Annotated in this window: 28 protein-coding genes; 6 read left to right on the top strand and 22 right to left on the bottom strand. The window is 57.2% G+C overall.

From position 1 onward, the window contains the following. Nucleotides 1-7: 7 nt before the first annotated feature. The 4 genes from yfcG (at nucleotide 8) to D5066_RS06760 (ending at nucleotide 2,542) form a co-directional block, all read left to right on the top strand. Nucleotides 8-637: a GSH-dependent disulfide bond oxidoreductase gene (yfcG, locus tag D5066_RS06775; RefSeq protein ID WP_119915433.1), complete on the top strand. Its 630-nt coding sequence runs from the start codon at nucleotides 8-10 to the stop codon at nucleotides 635-637. 75 nt (nucleotides 638-712) lie between these two features. Beyond that, entirely contained in the window at nucleotides 713-1,081 is a 369-nt protein-coding gene (folX, locus tag D5066_RS06770) for a dihydroneopterin triphosphate 2'-epimerase (protein ID WP_028013950.1), read from the top strand. A 13-nt stretch (nucleotides 1,082-1,094) separates the two neighbouring features. Beyond that, entirely contained in the window at nucleotides 1,095-1,988 is an 894-nt protein-coding gene (locus tag D5066_RS06765; RefSeq protein WP_119915432.1) for a TIGR01777 family oxidoreductase, read from the top strand. A 44-nt stretch (nucleotides 1,989-2,032) separates the two neighbouring features. Next, the gene (locus D5066_RS06760; RefSeq protein ID WP_119915431.1) at nucleotides 2,033-2,542 is read left to right on the top strand and encodes a GNAT family N-acetyltransferase; all 510 of its coding nucleotides are present in this window, start codon (nucleotides 2,033-2,035) and stop codon (nucleotides 2,540-2,542) included. Nucleotides 2,543-2,579: 37 nt separating this feature from the next. On the opposite strand, the gene hisP is transcribed toward D5066_RS06760, so the two are convergent. From hisP to pdxB, 15 genes are all read right to left on the bottom strand, one after another. Further along, nucleotides 2,580-3,353: a histidine ABC transporter ATP-binding protein HisP gene (gene hisP, locus D5066_RS06755; protein ID WP_119915430.1), complete on the bottom strand. Its 774-nt coding sequence runs from the start codon at nucleotides 3,351-3,353 to the stop codon at nucleotides 2,580-2,582. Between the two features lie 8 nt (nucleotides 3,354-3,361). Beyond that, complete coding sequence (locus D5066_RS06750) at nucleotides 3,362-4,078, bottom strand: ABC transporter permease (protein ID WP_028013953.1); 717 nt, start codon at nucleotides 4,076-4,078, stop codon at nucleotides 3,362-3,364. After that, a complete protein-coding gene (locus D5066_RS06745; protein ID WP_119915429.1) occupies nucleotides 4,075-4,761 on the bottom strand; it encodes a histidine ABC transporter permease HisQ in 687 nt (228 codons plus the stop codon). Before D5066_RS06745 ends, D5066_RS06750 begins: the two co-directional genes overlap by 4 nt. Before the next feature lie 87 nt (nucleotides 4,762-4,848). Beyond that, nucleotides 4,849-5,631: a histidine ABC transporter substrate-binding protein HisJ gene (gene hisJ / locus D5066_RS06740; protein ID WP_047367997.1), complete on the bottom strand. Its 783-nt coding sequence runs from the start codon at nucleotides 5,629-5,631 to the stop codon at nucleotides 4,849-4,851. A gap of 211 nt (nucleotides 5,632-5,842) precedes the next feature. Next, nucleotides 5,843-6,625: a lysine/arginine/ornithine ABC transporter substrate-binding protein ArgT gene (argT, locus tag D5066_RS06735; protein ID WP_028013956.1), complete on the bottom strand. Its 783-nt coding sequence runs from the start codon at nucleotides 6,623-6,625 to the stop codon at nucleotides 5,843-5,845. Between the two features lie 290 nt (nucleotides 6,626-6,915). Then, a complete protein-coding gene (locus tag D5066_RS06725; protein ID WP_048958028.1) occupies nucleotides 6,916-7,485 on the bottom strand; it encodes a UbiX family flavin prenyltransferase in 570 nt (189 codons plus the stop codon). Between the two features lie 88 nt (nucleotides 7,486-7,573). Then, the gene (gene purF, locus D5066_RS06720) at nucleotides 7,574-9,091 is read right to left on the bottom strand and encodes an amidophosphoribosyltransferase (RefSeq protein ID WP_014884664.1); all 1,518 of its coding nucleotides are present in this window, start codon (nucleotides 9,089-9,091) and stop codon (nucleotides 7,574-7,576) included. Between the two features lie 33 nt (nucleotides 9,092-9,124). Next, nucleotides 9,125-9,613, bottom strand: a complete 489-nt coding sequence (gene cvpA / locus D5066_RS06715) for a colicin V production protein (RefSeq protein ID WP_000262116.1) — start codon at nucleotides 9,611-9,613, stop codon at nucleotides 9,125-9,127. Nucleotides 9,614-9,853: 240 nt separating this feature from the next. Further along, the gene (dedD, locus tag D5066_RS06710) at nucleotides 9,854-10,570 is read right to left on the bottom strand and encodes a cell division protein DedD (RefSeq protein WP_119915428.1); all 717 of its coding nucleotides are present in this window, start codon (nucleotides 10,568-10,570) and stop codon (nucleotides 9,854-9,856) included. Then, nucleotides 10,560-11,828 carry a bifunctional tetrahydrofolate synthase/dihydrofolate synthase gene (gene folC / locus D5066_RS06705; protein WP_119915427.1) on the bottom strand — a complete coding sequence of 423 codons (1,269 nt, stop codon included), beginning with the start codon at nucleotides 11,826-11,828 and terminating at the stop codon, nucleotides 10,560-10,562. The genes dedD and folC overlap by 11 nt, the downstream gene beginning before the upstream one ends. Nucleotides 11,829-11,898: 70 nt before the next feature. Then, the gene (accD, locus tag D5066_RS06700) at nucleotides 11,899-12,804 is read right to left on the bottom strand and encodes an acetyl-CoA carboxylase, carboxyltransferase subunit beta (RefSeq protein WP_003861408.1); all 906 of its coding nucleotides are present in this window, start codon (nucleotides 12,802-12,804) and stop codon (nucleotides 11,899-11,901) included. A gap of 154 nt (nucleotides 12,805-12,958) precedes the next feature. Beyond that, nucleotides 12,959-13,618, bottom strand: coding sequence for a DedA family protein (locus tag D5066_RS06695; RefSeq protein ID WP_063450414.1), 660 nt, complete (start codon nucleotides 13,616-13,618; stop codon nucleotides 12,959-12,961). A 28-nt stretch (nucleotides 13,619-13,646) separates the two neighbouring features. Then, a complete protein-coding gene (gene truA / locus D5066_RS06690) occupies nucleotides 13,647-14,459 on the bottom strand; it encodes a tRNA pseudouridine(38-40) synthase TruA (RefSeq protein ID WP_119915426.1) in 813 nt (270 codons plus the stop codon). Then, a complete protein-coding gene (locus tag D5066_RS06685) occupies nucleotides 14,459-15,472 on the bottom strand; it encodes an aspartate-semialdehyde dehydrogenase (protein WP_080328533.1) in 1,014 nt (337 codons plus the stop codon). The genes truA and D5066_RS06685 overlap by 1 nt, the downstream gene beginning before the upstream one ends. Nucleotides 15,473-15,539: 67 nt before the next feature. Continuing rightward, entirely contained in the window at nucleotides 15,540-16,676 is a 1,137-nt protein-coding gene (pdxB, locus tag D5066_RS06680; protein WP_119915425.1) for a 4-phosphoerythronate dehydrogenase PdxB, read from the bottom strand. Between the two features lie 113 nt (nucleotides 16,677-16,789). Between pdxB and flk the strand changes: the two genes are divergently transcribed. Then, nucleotides 16,790-17,794, top strand: a complete 1,005-nt coding sequence (gene flk, locus D5066_RS06675) for a flagella biosynthesis regulator Flk (RefSeq protein ID WP_119915424.1) — start codon at nucleotides 16,790-16,792, stop codon at nucleotides 17,792-17,794. 85 nt (nucleotides 17,795-17,879) lie between these two features. Here flk and D5066_RS06665 read toward each other — a convergent pair whose 3' ends face one another. Then, nucleotides 17,880-19,058: an MFS transporter gene (locus tag D5066_RS06665; RefSeq protein ID WP_080328530.1), complete on the bottom strand. Its 1,179-nt coding sequence runs from the start codon at nucleotides 19,056-19,058 to the stop codon at nucleotides 17,880-17,882. A 68-nt stretch (nucleotides 19,059-19,126) separates the two neighbouring features. Next, nucleotides 19,127-20,344: a beta-ketoacyl-ACP synthase I gene (fabB, locus tag D5066_RS06660; RefSeq protein ID WP_028016207.1), complete on the bottom strand. Its 1,218-nt coding sequence runs from the start codon at nucleotides 20,342-20,344 to the stop codon at nucleotides 19,127-19,129. Between the two features lie 158 nt (nucleotides 20,345-20,502). On the opposite strand from fabB, the gene mnmC reads away from it, so the two are divergent. Beyond that, nucleotides 20,503-22,500 (top strand): bifunctional tRNA (5-methylaminomethyl-2-thiouridine)(34)-methyltransferase MnmC2/FAD-dependent 5-carboxymethylaminomethyl-2-thiouridine(34) oxidoreductase MnmC1, encoded by a 1,998-nt coding sequence (mnmC, locus tag D5066_RS06655; RefSeq protein ID WP_119915423.1) that lies wholly within the window; start codon nucleotides 20,503-20,505, stop codon nucleotides 22,498-22,500. 65 nt (nucleotides 22,501-22,565) lie between these two features. On the opposite strand, the gene D5066_RS06650 is transcribed toward mnmC, so the two are convergent. From D5066_RS06650 to aroC, 5 genes are read right to left on the bottom strand one after another with little or no spacing between them, the layout of a single operon-like run. Next, complete coding sequence (locus tag D5066_RS06650; protein WP_028013966.1) at nucleotides 22,566-22,841, bottom strand: YfcL family protein; 276 nt, start codon at nucleotides 22,839-22,841, stop codon at nucleotides 22,566-22,568. A gap of 13 nt (nucleotides 22,842-22,854) precedes the next feature. After that, a complete protein-coding gene (locus D5066_RS06645) occupies nucleotides 22,855-23,400 on the bottom strand; it encodes an elongation factor P hydroxylase (protein WP_119915422.1) in 546 nt (181 codons plus the stop codon). Further along, nucleotides 23,400-24,209 carry a sulfite exporter TauE/SafE family protein gene (locus D5066_RS06640; protein ID WP_119915421.1) on the bottom strand — a complete coding sequence of 270 codons (810 nt, stop codon included), beginning with the start codon at nucleotides 24,207-24,209 and terminating at the stop codon, nucleotides 23,400-23,402. The genes D5066_RS06645 and D5066_RS06640 overlap by 1 nt, the downstream gene beginning before the upstream one ends. Further along, nucleotides 24,209-25,033 carry a penicillin-insensitive murein endopeptidase gene (mepA, locus tag D5066_RS06635; RefSeq protein WP_119915420.1) on the bottom strand — a complete coding sequence of 275 codons (825 nt, stop codon included), beginning with the start codon at nucleotides 25,031-25,033 and terminating at the stop codon, nucleotides 24,209-24,211. The genes D5066_RS06640 and mepA overlap by 1 nt, the downstream gene beginning before the upstream one ends. Before the next feature lie 2 nt (nucleotides 25,034-25,035). Next, nucleotides 25,036-26,121, bottom strand: a complete 1,086-nt coding sequence (aroC, locus tag D5066_RS06630; protein WP_119915419.1) for a chorismate synthase — start codon at nucleotides 26,119-26,121, stop codon at nucleotides 25,036-25,038. Between the last annotated feature and the right edge of the window lie 18 nt (nucleotides 26,122-26,139).

Genomic DNA, 26,139 nt, shown 5'->3' with positions numbered 1-26,139 from the left:
GTTGAGAATGATTGACCTTTATTACGCCCCTACCCCAAATGGCCATAAGATCACCCTCTTTCTCGAAGAAGCCGAACTGGATTACAGAATCATTCGCGTGGATATCAGTAAAGGCGAACAGTTCAACCCCGTGTTTCTGGCTATCTCGCCGAACAATAAAATTCCGGCCATTATTGATAACCAGCCAGCGGACGGAGGCAGGCCGTTGAGCCTGTTTGAATCCGGTGAAATTTTGCTTTATCTGGCGGAGAAAACCGGCAAGCTGCTGAGCGGTGAATTGCGTGAGCGTAACCACACCCTGCAGTGGCTCTTCTGGCAGGCAAGTGGCCTGGGGCCGATGCTGGGGCAGAACCACCACTTTACCGCCTTTGCGCCGCAGACCATTCCTTACGCCATCGAACGCTATCAGGTTGAAACCCAGCGTCTTTACGGCGTTCTGAACCAGCGGCTGGAGAAAACGCCGTGGCTCGGGGGCGATCATTACAGCATTGCCGATATCGCCTGCTGGCCGTGGGTGAATACGCATGAAAAACATCGGATTGACTTAGCCTCTTACCCGGCGGTGAATAACTGGTTTGAGCGTATCCGGACCCGCCCGGCCACCGAACGCGCGATGCAAAAAATCCAGCAAATTTAACCCTGTAGGAGGCTGGGTGCCTGTGAGGCTCTCATGTATTATGGGCGGGAAATACTGACACGGAGAAGACCTGCAATGTCACAGCCCGACGCTATTATTCGTATAAAAAATTTACGCTTGCGCACGTTCATTGGTATCAAAGAGGAAGAGATTGCCAACCGTCAGGATATTGTCATTAATGTGGTGATTCACTACCCGGCAGACAAAGCGCGGGCCAGCGAAGACATCAATGACGCGCTGAACTATCGCACGATCACTAAAAACATCATTCAGTACGTGGAAAACAACCGCTTCTCTCTGCTGGAGAAATTAACTCAGGATGTGCTCGATATCGCACGCGATCATCACTGGGTCACTTATGCTGAAGTAGAGATCGATAAACTTCACGCCCTGCGCTATGCCGACTCCGTCTCCATGACGTTAAGCTGGCGACGCCAGGCGTAAACCTGGAGGTTGTATGAAGATTCTGCTGACCGGCGGTACAGGCCTGATTGGGCGCCATCTCATTGCGCGTTTGCAGGCGCTGCATCACGACATTACCGTAGTGACCCGCAGCCCGGAGAAAGCGCGCCAGGTGCTGGGCGCTGGGGTCGATATCTGGAAAGGGCTGGCCGATCGGCAGAATCTGGACGGCTTCGACGCCGTCATCAACCTTGCGGGCGAACCCATCGCCGACAAGCGCTGGACCGAAGAGCAGAAACAGCGGTTGTGCAGCAGTCGCTGGAACATCACCGAGAAGCTGGTTGAGCTGATTCGCAACAGCCAGACCCCGCCGTCGGTGCTGATTTCAGGCTCTGCGACGGGCTATTACGGCGATCTTGGCGAGGTGGTGGTCACCGAAGAGGAACCGCCGCACAACGAATTTACCCATAAACTCTGCGCCCAGTGGGAGCGTATCGCCTGCGCGGCGCAGAGCGATCGTACCCGCGTCTGCCTCCTGCGTACCGGCGTGGTGCTTGCGCCGAAAGGCGGCATTCTGGGTAAAATGCTTCCTCCCTTTAAGCTGGGGCTCGGCGGGCCGATCGGCAACGGGCGTCAGTATCTGGCCTGGATCCATATCGACGATATGGTGAACGGCATTATCTGGCTGCTGGATAACGATCTGCGCGGGCCGTTTAACATGGTTGCGCCGTATCCGGTGCGTAATGAACAGTTTGCCCATGCGCTGGGGCATGCCCTGCATCGCCCGGCCATTTTACGCGTGCCTGCGACGGCGATTCGCCTGATGATGGGCGAGGCGTCCGTGCTGGTACTGGGCGGTCAGCGCGCGCTGCCAAAACGGCTGGAAGCGGCCGGGTTTGCGTTTCGCTGGTATGACTTAGAAGAGGCGCTGGGGGATGTGGTGGGCTGAATATGTTACAGTGATACGCCATGTTCCGATGAAATGGCGTAACAATGGCAACCATCACCACTCCCCGGCTTTACCTCACCCCTTTCGAACCCTCTGACTGGGCGTTCTTCCGCTCGCTGCGCGAAAACCGCGACATCATGCGCTACATGGCCGCAATTGCGCCTGAAAAAGAGACCCGACGCGTGTTTGCCGCACGCCTGATGGCGGAGCATGTCTTCGTTATCCGCTTTCGGGATGACGATACGCCGCTGGGCGATATCGGTCTGCAAATCAGCCCTGAGAATCGTGAAGAGGCGGATATCGGCTATACGGTTGTGCCTGCCGCACAGGGGAAAGGCATCGCCAGCGAGGCGCTGCGCGCAGTGTGTGATTACGCGTTTAACCAGACCGGCGTGAGAGCGATAAACGCGTACGTGCTGGCGGACAACGGCGGGTCTGTGCGGGTGCTGGAGAAAGCCGGGTTTGTGCGCACGCAGGTGCTGGAAAAGGCGTATGAGATTGACGGCGTGCGTTATGACGACTGGGTGTATCGCCTGGAGTGTGGTGCGGCCTGAGGCCCTCTCCCAAGGGGAGAGGGAGAAAGGCGAAAGATTACTTCAACGATCCCTTGAGGAACTGCTGCAAACGCGGGCTTTGCGGGTTTGCTAACACCTCGTCAGGGTGCCCCTGCTCTTCAATTTTCCCCTGATGCAGGAAAATCACGTGGTTCGAGACGTTACGGGCGAAGCCCATCTCGTGCGTCACCACGACCATGGTTTTGCCCTCTTCCGCCAGCTTCTGCATGATGCGCAGCACTTCGCCAACGAGTTCCGGGTCCAACGCGGAGGTCGGTTCGTCGAACAGCAGCACCTCGGGCTCCATTGCCAGCGCGCGCGCGATGGAGACGCGCTGCTGCTGGCCGCCGGAGAGATGCACCGGGTACTTCATCTGCTGGAGCTCGTCGATCCCCACTTTCGCCAGATATTTCACCGCACGTTCGCGGGCATCCTGCTTGCTCAGTCCCAGAACCTGAACCGGCGCTTCCATCACGTTCTCCAGCACCGTCATGTGGCTCCAGAGGTTGAAGTGCTGGAACACCATCGTCAGGCGCGTACGCAGCAGGCGCAGCTGATTTTTATCCGCCACCTTCAGCTGGCCGTCTTTATCACGCACCAGATCGATGTTCTGCCCGCTCACCACAATCGAGCCTTCGCTCGGCTTTTCGAGGAAGTTAATGCAGCGCAGGAAGGTACTTTTACCCGAGCCGGATGAGCCGATGATACTGATCACGTCGCCCGCATTCGCCTGCAGCGACACCCCTTTCAGCACTTCATGTTCGCCGTAGCGTTTGTGCAAATCAATAACGTTTAATTTGTTCTCAGCCATCATCTTTCTCAGTGCGTCGAAGAAGGTTTTATATGCTGCAACCAGCGTTTTTCAGCCTTACGGAACAGGCTAATCAGAACATAAGAGATAATTAAATAGAGCACCGCCGCAATGCCAAACGCGGTAAACGGCTGATAGGTCGCGGAGTTGATATCGCGCGCGATTTTGAGCAGGTCCGGCACCGTCGCGGTAAAGGCGAGCGCGGTGGAGTGCAGCATCAAAATCACTTCGTTGCTGTACGCCGGTAGCGCAATGCGCAGCGCCGACGGCAGAATAATGCAGCGGTAAAGCTTCACGGAGGAGAAGCCGTAGGCGCGCGCCGCCTCGATCTCACCGTGCGGCACGGAACGAATGGCCCCGGCGAAAATCTCGGTGGTATAGGCGCAAGTGTTGAGCGTTAGCGCCAGCACCGTACAGTTCAGGCCGCTGCGGAAGAACGCATTCAGCATTTCCGTGCCTTTTACGATCTCAAGCGTATACATCCCCGAATAGAACACCAGCAGCTGCACGTACAGCGGCGTGCCGCGAAACACATAGGTAAACAGCCAGATCGGGAACTGAATAAATTTATTGTTCGACACGCGGCCGATGGCGAGAAACACCGCCAGAATGCCGCCCATCACCACGGAAGAAATCAGCAGCCAGAGCGTAATCGCCACGCCGGTAAAGCGATAGCCATCCGTCCACAGCAGGGATTTCCAGTATTCCTGAATAATCTCAATCACAGGTCAGCCCTCTTCACACCCACGGAGTAGCGACGTTCGAGCAGAAGCAGCACACCATTGGAGACGGTCGTAAAGACCAGATAGATCGCGCCGCAGACCACCGCAAAGTAGAAGGGCTCCCAGGTACTCTTGCCCGCCAGTTGAGTCGCTTTCACGACATCTTCCAGACCGAGCAGCGAGACCAGCGCCGTCGCTTTGAGGATAACCTGCCAGTTGTTACCAATGCCCGGCAGCGCGTAGCGCATCATGGCCGGGAACATGATCCGGCGAAACGTTTGTGAAGAGGTAAACCCGAACGCGGTTGCCGCTTCAATGTGTCCTCTGGGGACCGCCATATAAGCGCCACGGAAGGTTTCCGTGAAGTAGGCACCGTAGATAAAACCGAGGGTGATAATACCGGCCACCATCGGGTCGATATCAATTTGTCCCATGCCCATCGCGTCCGTTACGGCGTTCAGCGCAATCTGCAGACCGTAAAAGATAAGCAGCATCAGCACCAGATCGGGTACGCCGCGAATGAGCGTGGTATAGCCTTCGAAAATGAGCGCCAGCGGTTTGTTAGCCGAAAGCTTCGCCCCTGCGCCCGCCAGACCTATCAACACCGCCAGTACCACGGAGCTGATAGCCAGCTCAAGGGTGACAAGCGCGCCCTGAAAAATAACGCCAGAAAATCCGTACAGCATACCGCGAGCCCTGTCGTATCGTGAGTGGTAAACCGTGTCTTATCCCCTCCCGCAGCGGGAGGGGCCGCACGTTATTTGACGGAGCGATTAGCCGCCGTACACATTAAAATCGAAGTACTTTTTCGCCAGCTTGTCGTAGGTGCCATCAGCGCGCATTTCAGCAAACGCTTTGTTCAGCGCCTCACGCAGTTCGTTGTCTTCTTTACGCAGGCCCATACCGGTGCCCACGCCAAAGAGCTTCTCGTCCTTAATGGACGGACCGCCGAACTTGTAATCTTTGCCTACCGGCTGCTTCAGGAAACCTTCGCTTGCCGCAACTTCATCCTGGAATGCCGCATCAATACGGCCTGCCGTCAGGTCTGCGTAAATATTTTCCTGACCCTGATAGGAGACGATTTCAATCCCCTTCGGTGCCCAGTGTTCGTTACCGTAGGTTTCCTGCGTGGTGCCCTGCAGCACGCCCACGCGTTTCCCTTTCAGCGACTCAAGCGTTGGCTGAATATCAGAAGATTTAGCCACCACCAGACGGGAATCGGCCGCATAGAGTTTGTCGGTGAAGGCAATCTCCTGCTGGCGTTTCTCGGTGATGGAAAGCGAGGACATAATCACGTCGATTTTTTTGGCTTTCAGGGATGGGATCAGCGCATCCAGCGGGTTTTCGACGTAGGTGCACTGCGCTTTGATGCGTTTGCACAGCTCGTTAGCCAGATCGATGTCAAAACCCACCAGTTCACCCTTTGAATTCTTCGATTCAAACGGGGCATAGGTTGGATCGGTACCAATACGGATTTTCTGCGGAATAGCTGCGAATGCCGCGGTGGCGCTGGAAAAGGCCAGTACCAGAGATAGTGACAACACGAGTTTTTTCATATTTGTCCTCAACAAACTGTCTTCATACGGTTTTTACGACGACGGGGTGGCGTTAATGTGCCATTAATCCCCGCTGTCAGGCAAAGAATAATGCCTTCCAGACGGGAATTTTTGCATTATAAATGCTTAAGTATGCACGTGGCGACCCAATATGGTGCACACGTTGCACTATACTGAATCATCCACACCCGCGACGCACCACGTCGGTGCGTTAGTCACCGTAGACGTTGAAGTCGAAGTATTTCTTCGCCAGTTTGTCGTAAGTACCGTCTTTGCGCAGCTCCGTGAACGCTTTGTCAAAGGCGGCTTTCAGCTCTTTATCGTCCTTACGCAAGCCGATACCGGTGCCGTCACCAAAGTATTTTTTGTCTTTCACGGACGGTCCCGCAAAGGCGTAGTCTTTACCCGCAGGCTGCTTCAGGAAGCCTTCGCTCGCGGCGACTTCATCCTGGAACGCGGCATCCAGACGGCCTGCCGCCAGGTCAGAGTAGATCAGATCCTGGTTCTGGTAAGCCACCACGTCGACGCCCTTCTCGCGCCAGTTCGCATTCGCGTAACCTTCCTGGGTCGAACCCTGGAGCACGCCCACATGCTTGCCTTTCAGCGAGTCGATGGTCGGTTGAATCGGGGAGCCCTTGGCGGCAATCAGACGAGAATCCGCAGCGTAGAGCTTGTCAGAGAAGGCAATCTCCTGCTGACGCTTTTCTGTGATGGAGAGAGAAGAGATAATGGCGTCGATTTTCTTGGCTTTCAGCGACGGGATTAACGCGTCGAAGTCGCTGCCCACCCATGTGCATTTCACTTCCATACGTTTGCACATTTCATTTCCCAGATCGATATCAAACCCCACGAAATCGCCTTTCGCATCCTTGGAAGAGAATGGCGCGTAGGTTGCGTCTGTACCGATACGAACCGTCTGTGGAAGCGCTGCGTAGCTACCTGCTGCCGCACTTAACCCCACCAGCAAAGACAGAGCCAGAACCGTCTTCTTCATACATTTACCCTCAAGTACCGTGATTTTATTATGTATTGTGTTGTGTGTTGTGTTGCAGGCTTCTCTTGCAGGTCTTATGCCACATTGCCGTCTGATCAAAACTTCGACGTTAAATATGTTAATAAAACGTTGCGATATTGCCTTAATGGTGAAAGATAGCAGGTCTGCCGAACGAACCGGAGAGAGAAAAAGGGAAAAAACGAATTAAATGTCGAGGATATGATCGCCGTTGCATAATTGCCCTGAAACAGGGCAACGTCTCTTTTCATGCACAGCATTTGTGCACAGTATCAGGCACCCTGCCAGCGGGTGAAGAGATCTTCCGGCAGGTCGATGTCAAACTGATCCAGCACGCGGTTAACGGTCTGGTTAATGACATCGTCCAGCGACTGCGGGCGATGATAGAACGCCGGAACCGGCGGCATGATCACCGCGCCCAGCTCGGCGGCCTGGGTCATCAGGCGCAAATGGCCCAGATGCAGCGGCGTTTCCCGCACGCAGAGCACCAGCGGGCGGCGTTCTTTTAACACCACATCCGCCGCGCGCGTCACCAGGGTGTCGGTATAGCTGTTCACAATACCGGAGAGCGTTTTAATGGAACAGGGCAGGATAACCATACCAGCCGTTTTGAACGAGCCTGAGGAGATGCTGGCGGCGATATCACGCGCATCGTGAACCACGTCCGCCAGTGCCTGAACATCACGCAGGGAGAGATCCGTTTCAAGGGAGAGGGTCTGCCGCGCCGCCTGGCTCATCACCAGATGCGTTTCCACTTCTGCCACGTTACGCAAAACCTGTAGCAGACGTACGCCGTAAATCGCGCCGCTGGCACCGCTGATGCCTATAATGAGTCGTTTCATGATTTCGCCCTTGCTGAATTCTGGGCTGACTGTGCAGGATTTTGCGGGGAGTTGCAAGTGAGGGCGAGCGCCCTCACCTGCAGAGAGATTAACCTTCGTTGTGCATCTCCAGGCTTTCGAGATCGTTTTGCAGCTGAACGGCTTTCGCATCGTCATTGCGCAGCGAATCAAGGTAGTCGAGGTACTGCTGGTCAACGTCTTTCGTCACGTAGACGCCGTTAAACACGGAGCATTCGAACTGCTGAATTTCCGGGTTCTCGGCGCGCACCGCGTCGATGAGATCGTTCAGATCCTGGAAAATCAGGCCGTCGGCACCGATGATCTGGCGAATTTCATCCACTTCACGACCGTGAGCGATCAGCTCGTTGGCGGTTGGCATATCAATGCCGTACACGTTCGGGAAGCGAATCTCCGGTGCGGCAGACGCCAGGTAGACTTTCTTCGCCCCTGCTTCGCGCGCCATCTCAATAATTTGCTCAGAGGTGGTGCCGCGAACAATGGAGTCATCCACCAGCAGAACGTTCTTATCGCGGAATTCCGCGCGGTTGGCGTTCAGCTTACGGCGCACGGACTTACGACGCAGGTGCTGGCCCGGCATGATAAAGGTGCGGCCAACGTAGCGGTTCTTCACGAAGCCCTGACGGTACGGCTTGTCCAGAATACGGGCGATTTCCAGCGCGATATCGCAGGAGGTTTCCGGGATAGGAATAACCACGTCGATGTCGAGATCGTCCCACTCGCGGGCAATCTTCTCGCCAAGCTTCGTGCCCATATTCACGCGCGCGCTGTAGACGGAAATCTTATCGATGAAAGAGTCCGGGCGGGCAAAGTAAACGTATTCGAACAGGCACGGGTTGCTGACCGGGTTATCTGCACACTGGCGGGTAAACAGCTGGCCCTTCTCGGTGATATACACCGCTTCGCCCGGCGCAACGTCGCGCAGGAACTCGAAGCCCAGGGTATCCAGCGCCACGCTCTCAGAGGCAACCATATATTCGGTACGGCCATCGCCGAGGTCGCGCTTGCCCAGCACCAGCGGGCGAATGCCGTTTGGATCGCGGAAAGCGACCATGCCGTGACCGATGATCATCGCCACGCAGGCGTACGCACCGCGGATCTGGCGGTTGGTCGCGGCAATGGCAGCGAAGATATTGTCTGCTTCCAGCGGGTAGTGACGGAAGTTATCCAGCTCGCTGGCGAACACATTGAGCAGGATTTCAGAATCAGAGGTGGTGTTAATGTGGCGACGTTTCTCTTCGAACAGCTTCTTACGCAGCTCATGGGCGTTGGTCAGGTTGCCGTTATGGGCAAGCGTGATGCCATACGGTGAGTTGACGTAGAAAGGCTGTGCCTCAGAGGCGCTGGAACTGCCAGCAGTAGGATAACGAACGTGACCGATCCCCATATTACCTTGCAGACGCTGCATATGGCGGGCTTCAAACACATCGTTTACCAGGCCATTCGCCTTACGTAAACGGAAGCAGTTGTTTGCATCAATGGTGATGATACCCGCAGCATCCTGCCCACGGTGCTGAAGCACCGTTAACGCGTCATAAATCGACTGGTTTACCGGCATGAAACCGGCGATACCGACAATACCGCACATTCGTCTTTTCCTCGTTAAGCCACATCTCAGGGTTTATGCCCTGGGCAAAAAACTCGACGAGCTTTGCAGATAGTCAAAGAACCATCTGATGATGAAGCTGAACTCCGGAATGAGCTGCGATTTCTGCCAGTCTTCACTTTTGGAGAACCCGGTGAAGGTATCCAGGAAGAACAGGATCGCGGCCACAATCAGCACGCCTCGCAACGCCCCGAAACAGATGCCGAGCACCCTGTCCGTTCCTGACAGACCGGTTTTCTCGACCAGCTGACCTATCACGTAATTGACGATAGCGCCGACAATCAGCGTCGCGATAAACAGCACCGCGATGGCGATTCCATTTCGGACCAGTTCATCTTCAAAGCCCGTGAACCAGACAGACAGGTAAGTGTAGTAATGACTGGCAACAAAGAAAGCACAACCCCAGGTTACCAGCGATAACGCTTCACGAACAAAGCCACGGATCAGGCTAACCAGACAGGAAAAACCAATCACCGCAATGATGGCGTAATCAATCCAGACCATATGTGTCCCACGATTAAACGCCCTGTCATCCAGTTCGGGGCGAATTCTAACAGAAAAAGAAAACGTTTGCGTAGGGATTTCCTTCCCGCGCGTAAATAAAAAAGGCGCTGAAAAAATGTTCAACGCCCCTCACCCTAACCCTCTCCCCAAAGGGGAGAGGGGACTGTACGATGCAGTATGATACAAACGCGCTCGATGCGATTTTCACCCTCTCCCCTTTGGGGTGAGGGGGAAATCTTATCAGTTCGCGCTGTAGCTCATCACCACACCGCTCAACCCGGAGATCTGCTTCAGCTCACCCAGCGACCCTTTCAGTTTGTCTTTAGACGCTTCTGGCCCCACGAGGATACGGGTAATTTTACCCTGCACCGGCGTGGAAGGTGAAGTGTAAACACGGTATCCCGCACTGCGCAGTTTACCCACCACCTCATTCACCTTGTCCGCATTTTTCAGCGCACCGAGCTGCACCACGTAGGCTTTGCCCGTTGGGGCAGCAGCGTCCTGCTGCGTCGGTTTTGCTGGCGGAGGCGTCTCTGACGCTGCGGCGAGCTGTTCTGCCGCTTTATCACGCTGCGGTTTCGGCTGCGGTTTCTCTACCGGCTGCGGTTTCTCTACCGGCTTCGGTTTTTCAACAGGCTTAGGCTTCTCTACCGGCACCGGATCAATTTCGATGTTGTTATTCGCCGCCAGACGTGACGGATCGAGCGACGGTGCAGCGGCATCGCCCGCGCGAACTTCTTCCGCCGCCCCTTCAGGCGGCTGAGCAGGCAGCGCCTGCGTCGCCGCAGGCAGCATATCCGGCTCATCGCGGTCGCCCGGCTTCGGTACCAGCGGAATGGCTGCAAACTCGTCCTGATAATGCTTTTTCTGCCCGTCGAGCAGCCCGGGAAGAATAATCACCCCGAGCGCGACCAGCACAATGGTTCCTGTTAAACGGTTCTGAAACTTACTCGCCACCGGTTCTCCCCGCGTCCATCACTTCCATGACATGTGCCACCGTGTGGAAAGAGCCACACACCAGCACGGTATCTTCTGGTTTAGCCTCCGCCATCGCGGCCTGCCAGGCCTGCGCCACGCTACTGTAGATTGCGCCTTTGCCGAGATGTTCCATCAACTGCTCAGCCGTCGCGCCGCGCGGCCCCTCCAGAGGAGCACAATACCAGCTATCGACCACACTCTCCATGCAGGCCAGCGTTCCACCGATATCTTTATCATGAAGCATACCGATAACCGCCAGCACGCGCCCGGTTTTTGGTAATGATTTGAGACGTCCTGCGAGATACGCCGCCGCATGCGGGTTGTGCGCCACGTCGAGAATCAGACGCGGTGACTCGCTGACAATCTGGAAACGACCCGGCAGCAGCGCATTCTGAATGCCGTCGCGGATCGCCTGCTCGCTTATCGTTAATCCGCTGGCGCGCAGTGCCGCGAGCGCGGTTGCCGCATTCGGCTGCGGTACCTGCGGCAGCGGCAGGTTGTCCAGCGCGCCCTGCGCATCGCTGAAGCGCCAGCCGTTGTTCTGCACCTCATACTGCCAGTCAACGCCGCGGCGCAGCAACTGAGCGCCCTTCTCGTTTGCTACATCAGCGATGGTGTGCGGCATGTCTGGCTCGCCGACCACGGCGGGCTTATTCGCGCGGAAAATGCCGGCCTTCTCGCGGCCAATGCTTTCACGATCCGGACCCAGCCAGTCGGTATGATCCAGCGCGATGCTGGTGACCACCGCCACGTCCGCATCCACCATATTGGTGGCATCAAGACGTCCGCCGAGGCCAACCTCAAGAATCACCACGTCCAGCTGCGCCTGTTTGAACAGCCACAACGCCGACAGGGTGCCGTATTCAAAATAGGTTAATGAGGTTTCCCCGCGCGCAGCTTCGATAGCCGCGAACGACGCCGTATGGGCAGATTCCGCCAGCTCGGTGTTCTGCACGCGAACCCGCTCGGTATAGCGGACCAGGTGGGGAGAGCTGTACACGCCAACTTTGTACCCCGCGGCCATCAGGACAGATTCCAGCGTGCGGCAGGTCGTACCTTTACCGTTGGTGCCCGCGACGGTAAACACGAAAGGCGCCGGTTTGAGCACGTCAAGACGCGCGGCGACCTGGCTTACGCGCTCAAGCCCCATATCGATGGTTTTACTGTGCAGGTTTTCCAGATAAGAAAGCCACGCGGCCAGGGGCGACGTGGCTTGGGGAATGCTTTTATTTTCCATAATGCCCGGTTGTCATTAACAGATTAGAAAGCAAAAGGGCAGCGCCAATCGGCCCTGCCCTTTTCAGTTATCAGGCCTCGGGTTCCTGATCCGGTACCACCACGCCTTCGCGCGGCTCATCCGGGTTCGGCGCAGGCAGATTCATCAGCTTCGCCAGAATGCTGGCCAGTTTCAGGCGCATTTCCGGGCGGCGGACGATCATATCGATAGCGCCTTTCTCAATGAGGAACTCACTGCGCTGGAAGCCCGGCGGCAGTTTTTCACGTACGGTCTGCTCGATAACGCGAGGACCGGCAAAGCCGATCAGCGCTTTTGGCTCGGCAATGTTCAGGTCGCCCAGCATCGCGAAGCTTGCAGATACGCCACCCATGGTTGGGTCGGTCAGCACGGAGATATACGGCAGACCGCGCTCCTGCATTTTCGCCAGCGCAGCGGAGGTTTTCGCCATCTGCATCAGGGACATCAGCGCTTCCTGCATACGCGCACCACCGGAGGCGGAGAAGCAGATCAGCGGGCAGTTGTCTTCCAGCGCCTGCTCAACGGCACGCACGAAACGCGCGCCGACCACGGAGCCCATTGAGCCGCCCATAAAGGAGAACTCAAACGCAGCGGCAACCACCGGCATTTCATGCAGGGTGCCCTTCATGACGATCAGCGCGTCTTTCTCGCCGGTCTCTTTCTGTGCAGAGGCCAGACGATCTTTGTATTTTTTGGAGTCGCGGAACTTCAGCACGTCTTTTGGCTCAAGCTCGCTGCCCAGTTCTACCAGAGAACCTTCGTCCAGCAGGCTATGCAGGCGGTTGCGCGCCGACATACGCATATGGTGGTCACACTTCGGACACACCTCAAGATTGCGTTCCAGCTCTGCGCGATACAGAACCTGGCCGCAGCTATCACACTTCGTCCATACCCCTTCAGGAATGCTCGCTTTGCGCGTTGGGGTAATGTTGCTTTTAATTCGTTCAATCCAGCTCATTGATAACCTTTCTGCCTGAACCTGGTCGTATGCCAGTTTTGCTGTAAGAGGCGAATAATGCCATTTTTGCCTCCAACAGACCATGAATGTTGCACATTAAAACATAACAGCCCGAAACTTTGGATAAAAAAGTGGTCGAACCGCCAGGGTGCATTTACTTCGCTTGCTTTGCCGCCGCGCGTTTGTGACGGATGATTTCGATGACGCCAGGCAGTACGGAAAGCACAATAATCGCTACAATCAGTAACTTAAGGTTTTCCTGAACCACCGGCAAATCGCCAAACAGGTAGCCTGCATAGGTGAACAGCAGCACCCACAGCAGTGCGCCTACCACGTTATACATCGCAAAATGACGATAGGACATATGGCCCATACCCGCCACAAACGGTGCAAATGTGCGCACAATAGGCACAAAACGCGCAAGGATAATGGTTTTTCCGCCATGACGTTCATAGAAGGCATGAGTCTTGTCTAAGTAGCTGCGACGGAAAATTTTGGAATCAGGATTACTGAATAATCGTTCTCCAAAAACGCGGCCGATCGTGTAGTTAACCGCGTCACCCACAATCGCCGCCACAATCATCAGCACGACCATCAGATGGACATTCAGGTCATTGGTTGGCAGGGCCGATAGCGCGCCGGCCACGAACAGCAGCGAGTCTCCCGGCAGGAACGGGGTAACGACCAGACCGGTTTCACAGAACAAAATGAGGAACAGAATGGCGTAAACCCAGACGCCGTACTGCGCGACCAGCTCCGCCAGGTGAACATCAATATGCAGAATGAAATCAATCAGAAAACGTATTACATCCATATTGTCTAAGCCTTAATTGCACCTTTGTTTAGTCCGCTAAAAATAGCGGCCCCATTGGCGGCTTTGGCAGGTCAAACCGATCCGGATAGTCTACCGAAACCAGATACAGCCCTTCAGCTTTCGCCGTGGCTGCCGCAAGCGTTCTGTCCTTCGCTGCCAGCAGGTCTGCAATCCAGCTCTCCGGCTGGTGTCCGGCACCCACTTCCATCAGGCTGCCTACAATATTCCGCACCATATGATGTACAAAGGCATTGGCTTTGATATCCACCACCACATACGCGCCAAAACGACTGACGTTAATGTGCATGACGTTACGCCACGGCGTGCGGGACTGACACTGCACCGCACGAAACGACGTGAAGTCATTTTCACCAATCAGACACTGCGCCGCGCGATGCATACGTTCAGCATCGAGCGGTTCATAAAAATGCGTCACACCCTGGCTTAACACCGCCGGACGCAGACGCTGGTTGTAGATGACATAGCGATAGCGACGCGCGGTGGCGCTGAAGCGCGCGTGAAAATCATCCGGCACAGCTTTCACCCAACGCACCGCGATGTCACCAGGCAAATTCGCATTTACACCCAGCGTCCAGGCTGCATCCTTACGCACGGCGGTGGTTTCAAAGTGCACCACCTGCCCCGTGCCGTGAACACCCGCGTCCGTGCGCCCTGCACACAGGACGTTAATCGGCTCGTTTGCCACCTGAGAGAGCGCTTTCTCCAGTTTCTCCTGGACGCTGCGCACCTCATTCTGACGCTGCCAGCCATAGTATTTACTGCCATCGTATTCAATACCGAGGGCAATTTTATGAACCGGCTTTTGTTCCACTTCGGACATCAGTACAGATACTCCTGCACCAGCTTCTCAGCGATCTTGACCGCCATCAGCGCGCCGCCAAAGCGAACGTTGTCCGCAACGGACCAGAACTGAACCTGCTCCGGCATACCGTAGTCGTTACGCACGCAGCCAACGGAGAGATGCGCGCTGCCGGTAGCGTCGCCCACCTGGGTCGGGAATTCGCTCTCTTCGGAAAGGACAATGTCCTCACCGCGGCCAAACGCGTCGCGCGCTTCTTCAGCCGCCAGCGGACGCAGGGCTTCAAAGCCGACCATCTGCGCGTGGCCGTAGAAGACCGGGGACTGCACGACGCTGGCGGAGATCATCAGACCTTCATCCTGCAAAATTTTGCGGGCTTCATCGACGAGACGACGCTCTTCGCGCACGGAACCTTCACGATCCGGCAGCAGCGGCAGCATGTTGAACGCCAGCTGGCGGCCAAAGAAATCATCTTCGTCGATCGGGATGCCGTTCAGCAGCTTCGCACTCTGCCCTGCCAGCGCATCGACCGCTTTTTTACCGTTCGCCGACGCGGACAGCAGGCTGGTCACGGTAATGCGCGACAGGCCGCCGTCGTCGATCAGCGGCTTCAGCGCGGTCAGCAACTGGCTGGTCAGGCTGTTCGGTACCGCAATGACGTTACGGTTGCGGTAGTCAGCCAGCACAAACGGGTTGACGTCCGGGACCACCAGCGGCACGTCCGGCTCAAGGGAGAACAGACCACTCAGGTCGATCACCAGACAGCCTGAATTGGTCGCTTCTTCAATATAAGACGCCGTTGCCTCTGCACCCGCGGCAAAAAACGCCAGCTGCGCCTGGGTCCAGTCAAACGCGGCAGCATCCTGAACCATCACGGATTTACCGCCAAAACGCAGATGTTCGCCCGCACTGTCGGTGCGCGCCAGGGCATAAATTTCTCCCACCGGGAACTGACGCTCGGCAAGGGTTTCGAGCAGGGCTTCACCCACAGCACCCGTGGCACCTAAAATGGCAATGTTCCAGCCTTCAGACATGGTGGTTTACTCCAGAAATAAAAAAGCGTCCCTGCCGGAGTATCCGACAGGGAGCATTAAGAAGACATTAATGCGCCGGGTGATGGACGGCGTTAAAACCCAGTTTTTTCAGCAATGTCGCAGCCGCTGCGTCATCGCACATCACATACAGGGAAGACCATTCGCGACGCTCAACGTAATTCTTACGCAGCTTGTCAAACTCACCCGGGATCCCCGCCACCTTACGCAGCAGTGCATCATCGCGGCGCACATCATACACCAAATGCACCAGCCTTTTCAGCGTTGCCTGATCGAGCGGGCCGTGCAGAGTGATGCGACCAAATTCAGGTGCGGGGAGTAAGGTATCCAGTGCCACCTGCTGCGGATGACCGATAAAGGCGCTGTAAGCTTCAAACACCTGCGTCGTGCCACGCGCTTTGCCTTCAAGCGTGTAACCGGCGATATGCGCGGTGGCTACATCCACCTTGTTCAGCAGCTCAACGTTGAGATCCGGCTCCGGCTCCCAGACATCCAGCACTACGCTGAGATCTTGCCCTTCATTCAGACATTTCAGCAGCGCGGCATTATCCACCACCGGGCCACGGCAGGCATTTATCAGAATAGTGCCAGCCTTCAAACGGCGAATTAGCGTCTCATCGGCCAGATGCAGAGACTTATACGGCCCCTCTTTAAACAGCGGCGTGTGGAACGTCAGCACATCGCACTGCTCAACCAGCTCATCCAGCGCGCGGAAATCCCCTTCCTCACCGTTGTCTTTGCGCGGCGGGTCACAGAGCAGCGTGCGGATCCCCAACGCTTCAAGGCGCTTTTGCAGGCGCCCGCCGACGTTACCCACGCCGACAATCCCCACGGTGCGGTCTTTCAGCGCAAAACCGTCGCGCTCGGCCAGCATCAGCAGGGAAGAGAAGACATATTCCACGACGGCAATGGCGTTACAGCCCGGCGCGGCGGAAAACCCGATCCCCGCCTGCTTCAGCCATGTATCATCCACATGATCGGTCCCTGCCGTTGCGGTTCCGACAAACTTGATCGCTTTACCGGCAAGCAACGCCTCATTTACTTTGGTCACCGAGCGCACCATCAGCGCGTCTGCGTCATCCAGTTCGTTGACCGGGATTGGGCGACCAGGGACAGCCTTAACGTTACCCAGGCGGCTAAACAGCTCACGGGCATAAGGCATATTTTCATCAACGAGGATTTTCACGTCTGAGTACCTGTTTGAGAGGAAGAAAACCTGCCAAGTGTGCCATAATCTGGCCGCCAGGCATATACGTATGCCGGGTTTACGCTGAGTTTTGACTTTAAGGATTTTTGACGATGCAGCCTATTTCAGGTACGCCGCCACGCCCTCCGGGTGAAGGCCCTGTCACGCCAAACGTTGCCGGTGAACAACCGCTATCCACGCAACAGCGCACCGTGCTGGAGCGACTGATCACGCGCCTGATTGCGCTGACTTCACAGCAAAACGCGGAAGTCTGGGCCGGGGTGAAGCATGATTTAGGCGTGAGAAACGATGCACCGCTGCAGTCGCGCCATTTCCCTGCCGCCGAGCAAAACCTGAACCAGCGTATTACTACCGCGCAGCAGAACCACACCACGCGCCAGATTGTCGCACAGCTGACCGAGCTACTGGGCCAGGGAAATAACCGCCAGGCAGTCAGTGATTTTATCCGCCAGCAGTACGGCCAGACCGCCCTGGGCCAGCTGACGCCAGACCAGCTGAAAACCGTGCTGACGCTACTGCAAAACAATCAGCTGACCATCCCGCAGCCGCAGCAGCGTCCGTCAACCGAGCGCCCGCTGCTGCCTGCCGAACACAACACGCTGAATCAGATGGTGACGAAACTGGCTGCCGCTACCGGCGAGTCGACGAAGCTTATCTGGCAATCCATGCTGGAACTCTCGGGCGTGAAGGACGGTGAGCTGATCCCGGCGAAGCAGTTTACCCATCTGGCGACCTGGCTCCAGGCGCGCCAGACGCTCAGCACTCAGAGCGCCCCTACCCTGCATAGCCTCCAGGCGGCGCTGAAACAGCCGCTGGAACCGCACGAGTTCGATATGATTCGGGATTACGCCCAACAGAACTGGCAGGCTACGCCGCAAACGGTGCTGACCACCGCGCAGGTGCAGGATGTGCTCAATCAGATCTTCGTTCGCCGCGCCGAGCGGGAAGGCGGCGCGCCGGAGGTAAGAAACATTCAGCCGATCTACAGTCCGCTGTTTGCGCCCGTTGTGGAGACATTCAGAACGCTCTCTGCCCGTCCGGGGCTGATATTGATTGCGCTACTGATTGCGCTGGCGATTTTCTGGCTGGTTGCCTAAAACTGCCGGGTGGCGGCTACGCCTTACCCGGCCTACGGTTCGTGCGGTTGTAGGCCCGGTAAGCGGAGCGCCACCGGGCATAAAACTACGACCTGCGAAACGCCACCAGCGTCACCACAATCCCCACCACGGCAGAAACCGCACCGGCCAGGAAGACAGACGGGTAGCCAAACGAGGTGGCTAACACCCCGGCCAGCGGCCCGGTAATTCCGTATGAGATATCCTGAAACGCCGCATAGCCGCCCAGCGCCGTACCGCGCACCTGCGGGGCCACGCGTTTCACTACCTCCACGCCCAGCGCCGGGAAGATCAGCGAACAGCCGCAACCGGTAAGCGCCGCACCCAGCAGCGCAACGGAGGCGACCGGTGCCTGCCAGAGCAGCACCAGCCCAATGGTTTCAATCACCAGTGACGCTACCGCCACCTTCACACCGCCAAAGCGATCCGGCATCCAGCCGAACAGGACGCGCATAAGCACAAACGCGCCGCCAAACGCGGTAAGCGTAAAGCCCGCCATCGCCCAGCCGCGGCTCATAAAATAGAGCGAGACGAAGGTGCCAATCACCGCGAAGCCTACGCCCTGCAGCGCCAGCCCGAGTCCCGGCTGCCAGATCTGTCCAACTACACTCCAGAGGGATGGACGCTCGCCTTTGTGAGCGGGCACCTTACGTACCGAACCGTTAAACGCCCACGCCAGCAGCGGCAATACCATCGTCGTTGCGGCCAGCGCCGCAAATCCAAACTGGCTATTGATGAGCAGCCCAAGCGGTGCGCCCGCGGCCAGCGCGCCGTAGATAGCCATGCCGTTCCAGGACATCACTTTGCCGGAACGCGCGGGTCCTACCAGCCCCATCCCCCAGGTCAGGGTGCCGGTCAGAAGCTGGCTTTCACCAAAGCCAAGGATTAAACGCCCCAGCACCAGCAACGCAAATTTATACACGGCATCGACCGGCAGGAGAGCGGCCAGCAGCCACGCGCCGCCCGCCAGCCCGCAGGCAAACATGCCCTGCAACGCCGAGCGTTTTGCACCGTGCTGATCCGCCAGCCGACCAGCGTACCCGCGGGTTAACACCGTGGCTAAAAACTGAATGCCCACCGCAATGCCGACCAGGGTGTTGCCATAGCCCAGCTCCTGATGAACGAACAGCGGGATCACCGGCAGCGGCAGGCCGACGGTCATGTAGGTCAGGAATACCGCAAAGGCGATGCGGAAAAGAGAGAGGTTCCCGGAAGGAGTGCCCTTCTCGGGGGTAACAGCCTTCATGCATAACTCCGTGTTCAGGCATAAAAAAAGGGAGCCTTCCGGCTCCCTTCTATTATACATTCAAACGCTTATGCTTTCAGCTTGCGCATAACCAGCGTGGCGTTAGTGCCGCCGAAGCCGAAGCTGTTGGACATAACGGTGGTCAGCGTCGCGTCCATTGGTTTGGTCACGATGTTCAGGCCAGCCGCCTGCTCGTCCATCTCTTCGATGTTGATGCTTGGGGCGATAAAGCCGTTTTCCAGCATCAGCAGAGAGTAGATCGCTTCCTGCACGCCAGCCGCACCCAGAGAGTGGCCAGTCATCGCTTTGGTTGCGGAGATAGCCGGGCTGTTGTCGCCGAACACTTCACGGATAGCGCCCAGCTCTTTCACGTCGCCTACCGGCGTAGAGGTGCCGTGGGAGTTCAGGTAGTCGATTGGGGTATCAACGCCGTGCATCGCCATCTTCATGCAGCGCACCGCGCCTTCACCGGACGGTGCAACCATGTCGGCGCCGTCGGACGTCGCGCCGTAGCCCACGATCTCAGCGTAGATGTGCGCGCCGCGCGCCAGCGCGTGCTCCAGTTCTTCAACCACAACCATACCGCCGCCGCCCGCGATGACGAAACCGTCACGGTGCGCGTCATAGGTACGGGAGGCTTTGTCTGGGGTTTCGTTGTACTTGGTGGACAGTGCGCCCATCGCGTCAAACTCACAGGCCATTTCCCAGCCCAGCTCTTCGCCGCCGCCAGCAAACACGATGTCCTGTTTACCCAGTTGGATCTGCTCAACCGCATTACCGATGCAGTGTGCGGAAGTTGCACACGCGGAGCTGATGGAGTAGTTCACACCGTGGATTTTGAACGGGGTCGCCAGGCACGCGGAAACCGCAGAACCCATGGCTTTAGTGACCACGTACGGACCTACTGCTTTCAGACCACGCGGGCTACGCATGGCGTCAGCGCCGAATACCTGCGCTTTTGATGAGCCGCCGGAACCGGCAATCAGGCCCACGCGCGGGTTGTTCTGATAAACCTCTTCACTCAGGCCAGAATCTTTGATCGCTTCCTGCATGGAGAGATAAGCATAAATAGAGGCATCGTTCATGAAACGAACCACTTTACGGTCAATCAAACCGGTGGTGTCCAGTTTGACGTTACCCCATACGTGGCTACGCATACCAGAATCTTTAAACTCTTCAGAGAAAGTGATCCCGGAGCGTCCTTCACGCAGAGATGCCAGGACTTCCTGCTGGTTATTACCGATGCTGGAAACGATGCCCAGGCCAGTAATCACTGCACGTTTCATTCAATACCTCTGTAAGTCGCACTATAAAAAGTTTCGAGTCGCACAATAGCGTACACTTGTACGCCGAACAAGTCCGATCAGACATTTTCTGCGGAAATTTGCACCGATGGACTCACATCGTTAAGATCGTGCCACTGCCTGTCAGACGAGTAACTTACGTGAAACAAAACGCTATACAACCCGCCAACCTCGAATTCAACGCTGAGGGTACACCTGTTTCCCGAGATTTTGATGACGTCTATTTTTCTAATGATAACGGACTCGAAGAAACCCGCTATGTTTTCCTCGACGGAAACCAGCTCAGCGCCCGCTTCCCTGCGCACCCGCGCAGCCTGTTCGTTGTCGCGGAAAGCGGATTCGGCACCGGGCTCAATTTTCTGACCCTCTGGCAGGCATTTGATCAGTTCCACGCTGCCCATCCTGAGGCTACGCTCCAAAGATTACATTTCATCAGTTTTGAAAAATTTCCGCTTACCGCACACGATCTGCGGCTCGCCCATCAGCGCTGGCCGGAACTTGCCGCCTGGGCCGAACAGCTTCAGGCGCAATGGCCGCCGCATATCGGCGGCTGCCACCGTCTGATTCTGGACGGCGGACGGGTGACGCTGGATTTATGGCTGGGCGACATCAACGACCTCACCGATAAACTCGACGATTCGATGAACCAGACGGTGGACGCGTGGTTCCTGGACGGCTTTGCCCCCGCCAAAAATCCGGATATGTGGAGCCAGCATCTGTTCAGCGCGATGGCGCGTCTGGCGCGTCCTGGCGCAACGCTCGCCACCTTTACCTCTGCAGGCTTTGTTCGCCGCGGCCTGCAGGACGCGGGTTTTACCATGCAGAAGACCAAAGGCTTTGGCCGCAAGCGCGACATGCTGGTCGGCAGAATGGATCAGACGCTGGATATTCCCGCTCAGGCCCCCTGGTTTGCGCGCAGCGCGAGCACATCTCGCGAAGTGGCAATCATTGGCGGAGGGATCGCCAGCGCCCTGCTCGCGCTCGCGCTTGTGCATCGTGGCTGGGAGGTTACGCTCTATTGTGCTGACGAGATGCCCGCCAGCGGGGCCTCCGGCAACCGTCAGGGCGCGCTTTATCCGCTTTTAAGCGCGCACGACCCGGCACTGTTCCAGTTTTTCCCTGCGGCCTTTACCTTCGCCCGTCGCCTGTACGACGGGCTGCCAGTGGCATTCGACCATGACTGGTGCGGCGTGACGCAGCTCGGCTGGGATGAGAAGAGCCAACAAAAAATCGCGCAGATGCTATCGCTGGGTCTGCCGGAGGAGATTGCCCGCGCGGTAAGCGCGCAGGAAGTGGCAGACACCGCGGGCGTGGACACCGGCTGTGGCGGCATTCAGTATCCGCTCGGCGGCTGGCTGTGCCCGGCTGAACTGACCGCGGCGGCGATTAGCCTGGCGCAGTCACGCGGCCTGACGGTGCACTATGCCCACAAGGTTGAATCGCTCAGCCGAAGAGAGCACTGGAATCTGCGTTTTGCTGATGGCAAAGCGGCACAGCATGCCAGCGTTGTGCTGGCAAACGGACATAACATCAGCCAGTTTATCCAGACAGAGACGTTGCCGGTTTATCCGGTTGGCGGCCAGGTAAGTCATATTCCTTCCGCGCCCGAACTGAGCAAACTGCGTCAGGTGCTGTGCTATGACGGCTATCTGACGCCGCAAAATCCGTCTAACGGCCATCACTGCATCGGCGCCAGCTATCATCGCGGCGAGACGGATATGCGCTACAGCGAAGCGGATCAGGCGCAGAACCGCCAGCGCCTGATTGACTGTTTCCCGAACGCGGCGTGGGCGAAGGAGGTTGACGTCAGCGCGGGGGAAGCGCGCTGCGGCGTGCGCTGTGCCACCCGCGATCATCTGCCGATGGCGGGAAATGTGCCGGACTATGAGGCAACGCTTGAGGCCTATCAGGATCTGGCAGAAAACAGGGATGCGGCGGTGAGTGCCCCGGTTTATCCGGAACTGTTCATGCTGGGCGGATTAGGATCGCGAGGATTGTGTTCCGCACCGCTGCTGGCTGAAACGTTAGCCGCGCAAATGAGTAATGAGCCTGTTCCGCTGGACAGAACCACGCTTGCGGGGCTGAACCCGAATCGTTTGTGGGTACGGAAACTGCTGAAGGGGAAAATGGTTAAGTAGGGTGCGGTCAAATCCCCTCACCCTGGCCCTCTCCCCAAAGGGGAGAGGGAAGAGAAGGCGGCGGCTTAGCGTTTAGCCTGCTGGAACAAATTGTCCCACATGCCCAGTACCAGTGACTGGTCGCGCGGAGAGAGTTCCCCGGCCAGAATGGCTTTTTCCAGGCTGCGAGTGACTTCAGCGTGAACGGCGTCGGCAGAGTGATCGTCACCTGCTTCCAGCTCAGCTACTGCCAGCGTCAGGTGACCACGCAGATAACCGCTGGCGAACAGCTCATCATCACTGGCGTGTTCCACCATGTCATCAATTAACGCCAGAATGCGTGATTCAAATTCTGCGATCATCTTCTTTCCTCTGTTAAAGATCTTCCGGCCAAGGGAAGCATTCCGCCGTGATCTCCGGCGTGTGGTAATAATTCTGTAAAGCCTCGATCAGGCGCGCCGGACGTTCCGGGATGCCTTTCTCAAGATATTCCATCACCTGCGCATGCACGCGGCGCTGGAAGACGATACGGTCTGGCTCGAAGTCGCCTTCGAGGTTGTCACAGCTTACGTTGAACGGGAAACCCGCCGCGACGCAGAATAGCCACTCCAGCGCCTGCGGCTTGACTTCCACATCCTCAAACTGCCCCTGGGTGGCGGCGTCACGCCCGTCCGGGCAGTACCAGTAGCCGAAGTCCACCAGCTCGCGCCGGGCTTTCCCCGCGATGCACCAGTGCGAAATCTCGTGCAAACCACTGGCATAAAAGCCGTGGGCAAAAACGATGCGGTTATACGGAACCTCGGCATCAGCAGGAAGATAGATCGGTTCGTCGTCGCCTTTAATCAGACGGGTATTAAAATCATCAGCAAAACAGCCGTCAAAGATCTCGATCAGCTGTTCGTATTTATACGTACTGTTCATTAGTTCATCCCCAACCAGGTGAGGATCTCCTGTCCATGGCTGTCATAAAGAAGTTTGGCGCTCATCACCGCCGAGACGATAACAATCATCGGGCGGATCAGCTTTTGCCCTTTGCTTAATACCAGACGCGAGCCCGCACGCGCGCCCAAAAACTGCCCTGCCATCATCACAAAGCCGGTTGCCCAGATGACCTTGCCGCCAATGATAAACAGCAGCATGCCGCCGACGTTTGAGGTCGCGTTCAGTACTTTGGCATGGGCGGTGGATTTGGCGAGGTTAAACCCGGCCAGCGTCACGAACGCCAGCGCGTAAAACGAGCCTGCGCCCGGGCCGAAGAAACCGTCGTAAAAACCCACACAGCCCCCGGCAATCAGCGCAAACGGCAGGCCGTGCAGACGACGCTGGCGGTCTTCCTCACCGAGCTTCGGCATCAGTAAAAAATACAGGCCGATGCAGATAACCAGAATCGGCAGGATCTGGCGCAAAATGTCCGACTGCACATGCTGCACCAGCAAGGCGCCCCCCGTCGAGCCAATAAACGTCATCAGGATATTGAGCTTCTGGTCGGCGAGATTCACCACCTTGCGGCGAACAAAATAGAGCGAAGAAGAAAGCGAGCCGCCGCACGCCTGCAGTTTGTTGGTAGCAAGCGCCTGCGCCGGACTCATGCCTGCCGCCAGCAGCGCGGGCACGGTTAACAACCCTCCGCCGCCCGCGAGCGCATCGATAAAACCGGCCAGCATGGCCACGAAGAACAGCACCACCAGCAGCAGCGGTGACACCATAAACAGATCGACGAAATTATCCATTAAAGTACATGCTCATCCAGTAGCGCCTGGCAGGAAGGCGGCAACGGAGGCGGTGTCTTCTTCTCAGGCTTAGAGGTTCCAGGTTTTGCTGGCTCAAACCAGCTTTGCAGTTCGTAACCACAGCCATCGCCTGGCGGAGGTAACGGCTGATCTTCACATTCCAGGCTGTTCGCCGGGCAGCGCAGACGAACGTGCATATGCGCACGATGCTGGAACCACGGGCGTACTTTGCGCAGCCAGTCGCGGTCGGTTCCCGCATCCAGACAGAGCTGCTGCTTAATGGCCGGGTTAACGAAAATCCGCGTGACGTCGTTATCTTCTGCCGCCAGCTTGATCATGCTGGAGACCTCCCGCGTCCAGAGCGAGGGCACCACGCTTTTGCCATCACGCGCCACCAGATCCAGCGCCTGCGGTTTCAGCAGTTGCGCAGACGTCCAGCGCGTTTTCGGCAGCTGCAGGAAGATATCGACATCCAGTCCGGTCTGGTGGCTGGCGTGCCCGCCGTTAAAGCGGCCTCCGGCAGGCATCCCCATATCGCCAATCAGCATCGTCCCCAGCCCCAGGTTATGCACCTGATTTCCCAGTCGCTGGATGAACAGCACCAGATCCCGGTGGCCGAAGTAACGACGCTGGTCGGTACGCATCACCTGGTAAGTGTTCGATTGCAGCGGCAGCTCCTGCGCCCCGACGATACAGCCGTTAGAGAAGGCGCCGATAGATTGCGCACTCCCCGCCACCGGATGGGTGATTTTTTGCCACGGCGTGGCGGCCAGACTGGCTCCACTGGCAAGTAGCGCCAGCAGAGCAATTGCGGTTTTTTTCATGTTTACCAGCGTGGAATGGTGGTCGTCACATCCGCATTCTGCGCGCGCTGGCGCAGGAAGTGATCCATCAGCACGATCGCCAGCATCGCTTCTGCGATCGGCACCGCGCGGATCCCCACGCACGGATCGTGACGTCCTTTGGTGATCATCTCAACTTCTTCACCAGAGCGGTTAATCGTGTGGCCCGGCACGGTAATGCTGGAAGTCGGCTTCAGTGCGATGTTGGCAACAATTTGCTGCCCGCTGCTGATACCGCCGAGGATGCCGCCCGCATGGTTGCTCTGGAAGCCCGCCTTCGTTATTTCATCGCGGTTCTGGCTGCCGCGAAGCGCCACCACGTCGAAACCGTCACCAATTTCGACGCCCTTCACCGCGTTGATGCTCATCAGCGCGTGAGCGATATCAGCGTCAAGACGGTCAAATACCGGCTCGCCCCAGCCCGCCGGAACGCCGTCGGCCACCACGGTGACTTTCGCCCCAATGGAGTCGCCCTCTTTTTTCAGGCCGCGCATCAGTTCGTCCAGCGCGTCAAGCTTGTCGGCATCGGCGCAGAAGAACGGATTTTGCTCGACCTGGTCCCAGTCCTTGATCGCCAGCGGGATGTCGCCCATCTGGGTCAGGCAGCCGCGAATGACGATGCCAAATTTCTGTTGCAGGTATTTCTTAGCAATCGCCCCTGCCGCCACGCGCATCGCGGTTTCACGCGCGGAAGAGCGTCCGCCGCCGCGATAGTCGCGGAAGCCGTACTTTTGCTCGTAAGTGTAATCGGCGTGGCCCGGACGGAAGACGTCTTTAATCGCACCGTAGTCCTGAGAACGCTGATCGGTGTTCTCGATCAGCAGACCAATGCTGGTCCCGGTGGTGCGGCCTTCAAAGACGCCAGAGAGAATTTTAACCTGGTCCGGCTCGCGACGCTGCGTGGTGTAGCGAGAGGTGCCCGGGCGACGACGGTCGAGGTCGTGCTGTAAATCGGCTTCGGTCAGTTCGATGCCTGGCGGTACGCCATCAACGATACAGCCCAGCGCCAGTCCGTGCGACTCGCCAAAGGTGGTCACGCGGAATAACTGTCCAATACTGTTTCCTGCCATCACGGCTCCGATGTTGTT

Origin of the sequence: Enterobacter chuandaensis, from assembly GCF_003594915.1 — a bacterium.
GTDB classification, from domain to species: Bacteria; Pseudomonadota; Gammaproteobacteria; order Enterobacterales; family Enterobacteriaceae; genus Enterobacter; species Enterobacter chuandaensis.
Note: the sequence above shows the minus strand (reverse complement) of the source record. Positions and strands in the feature narration are given on the sequence as shown.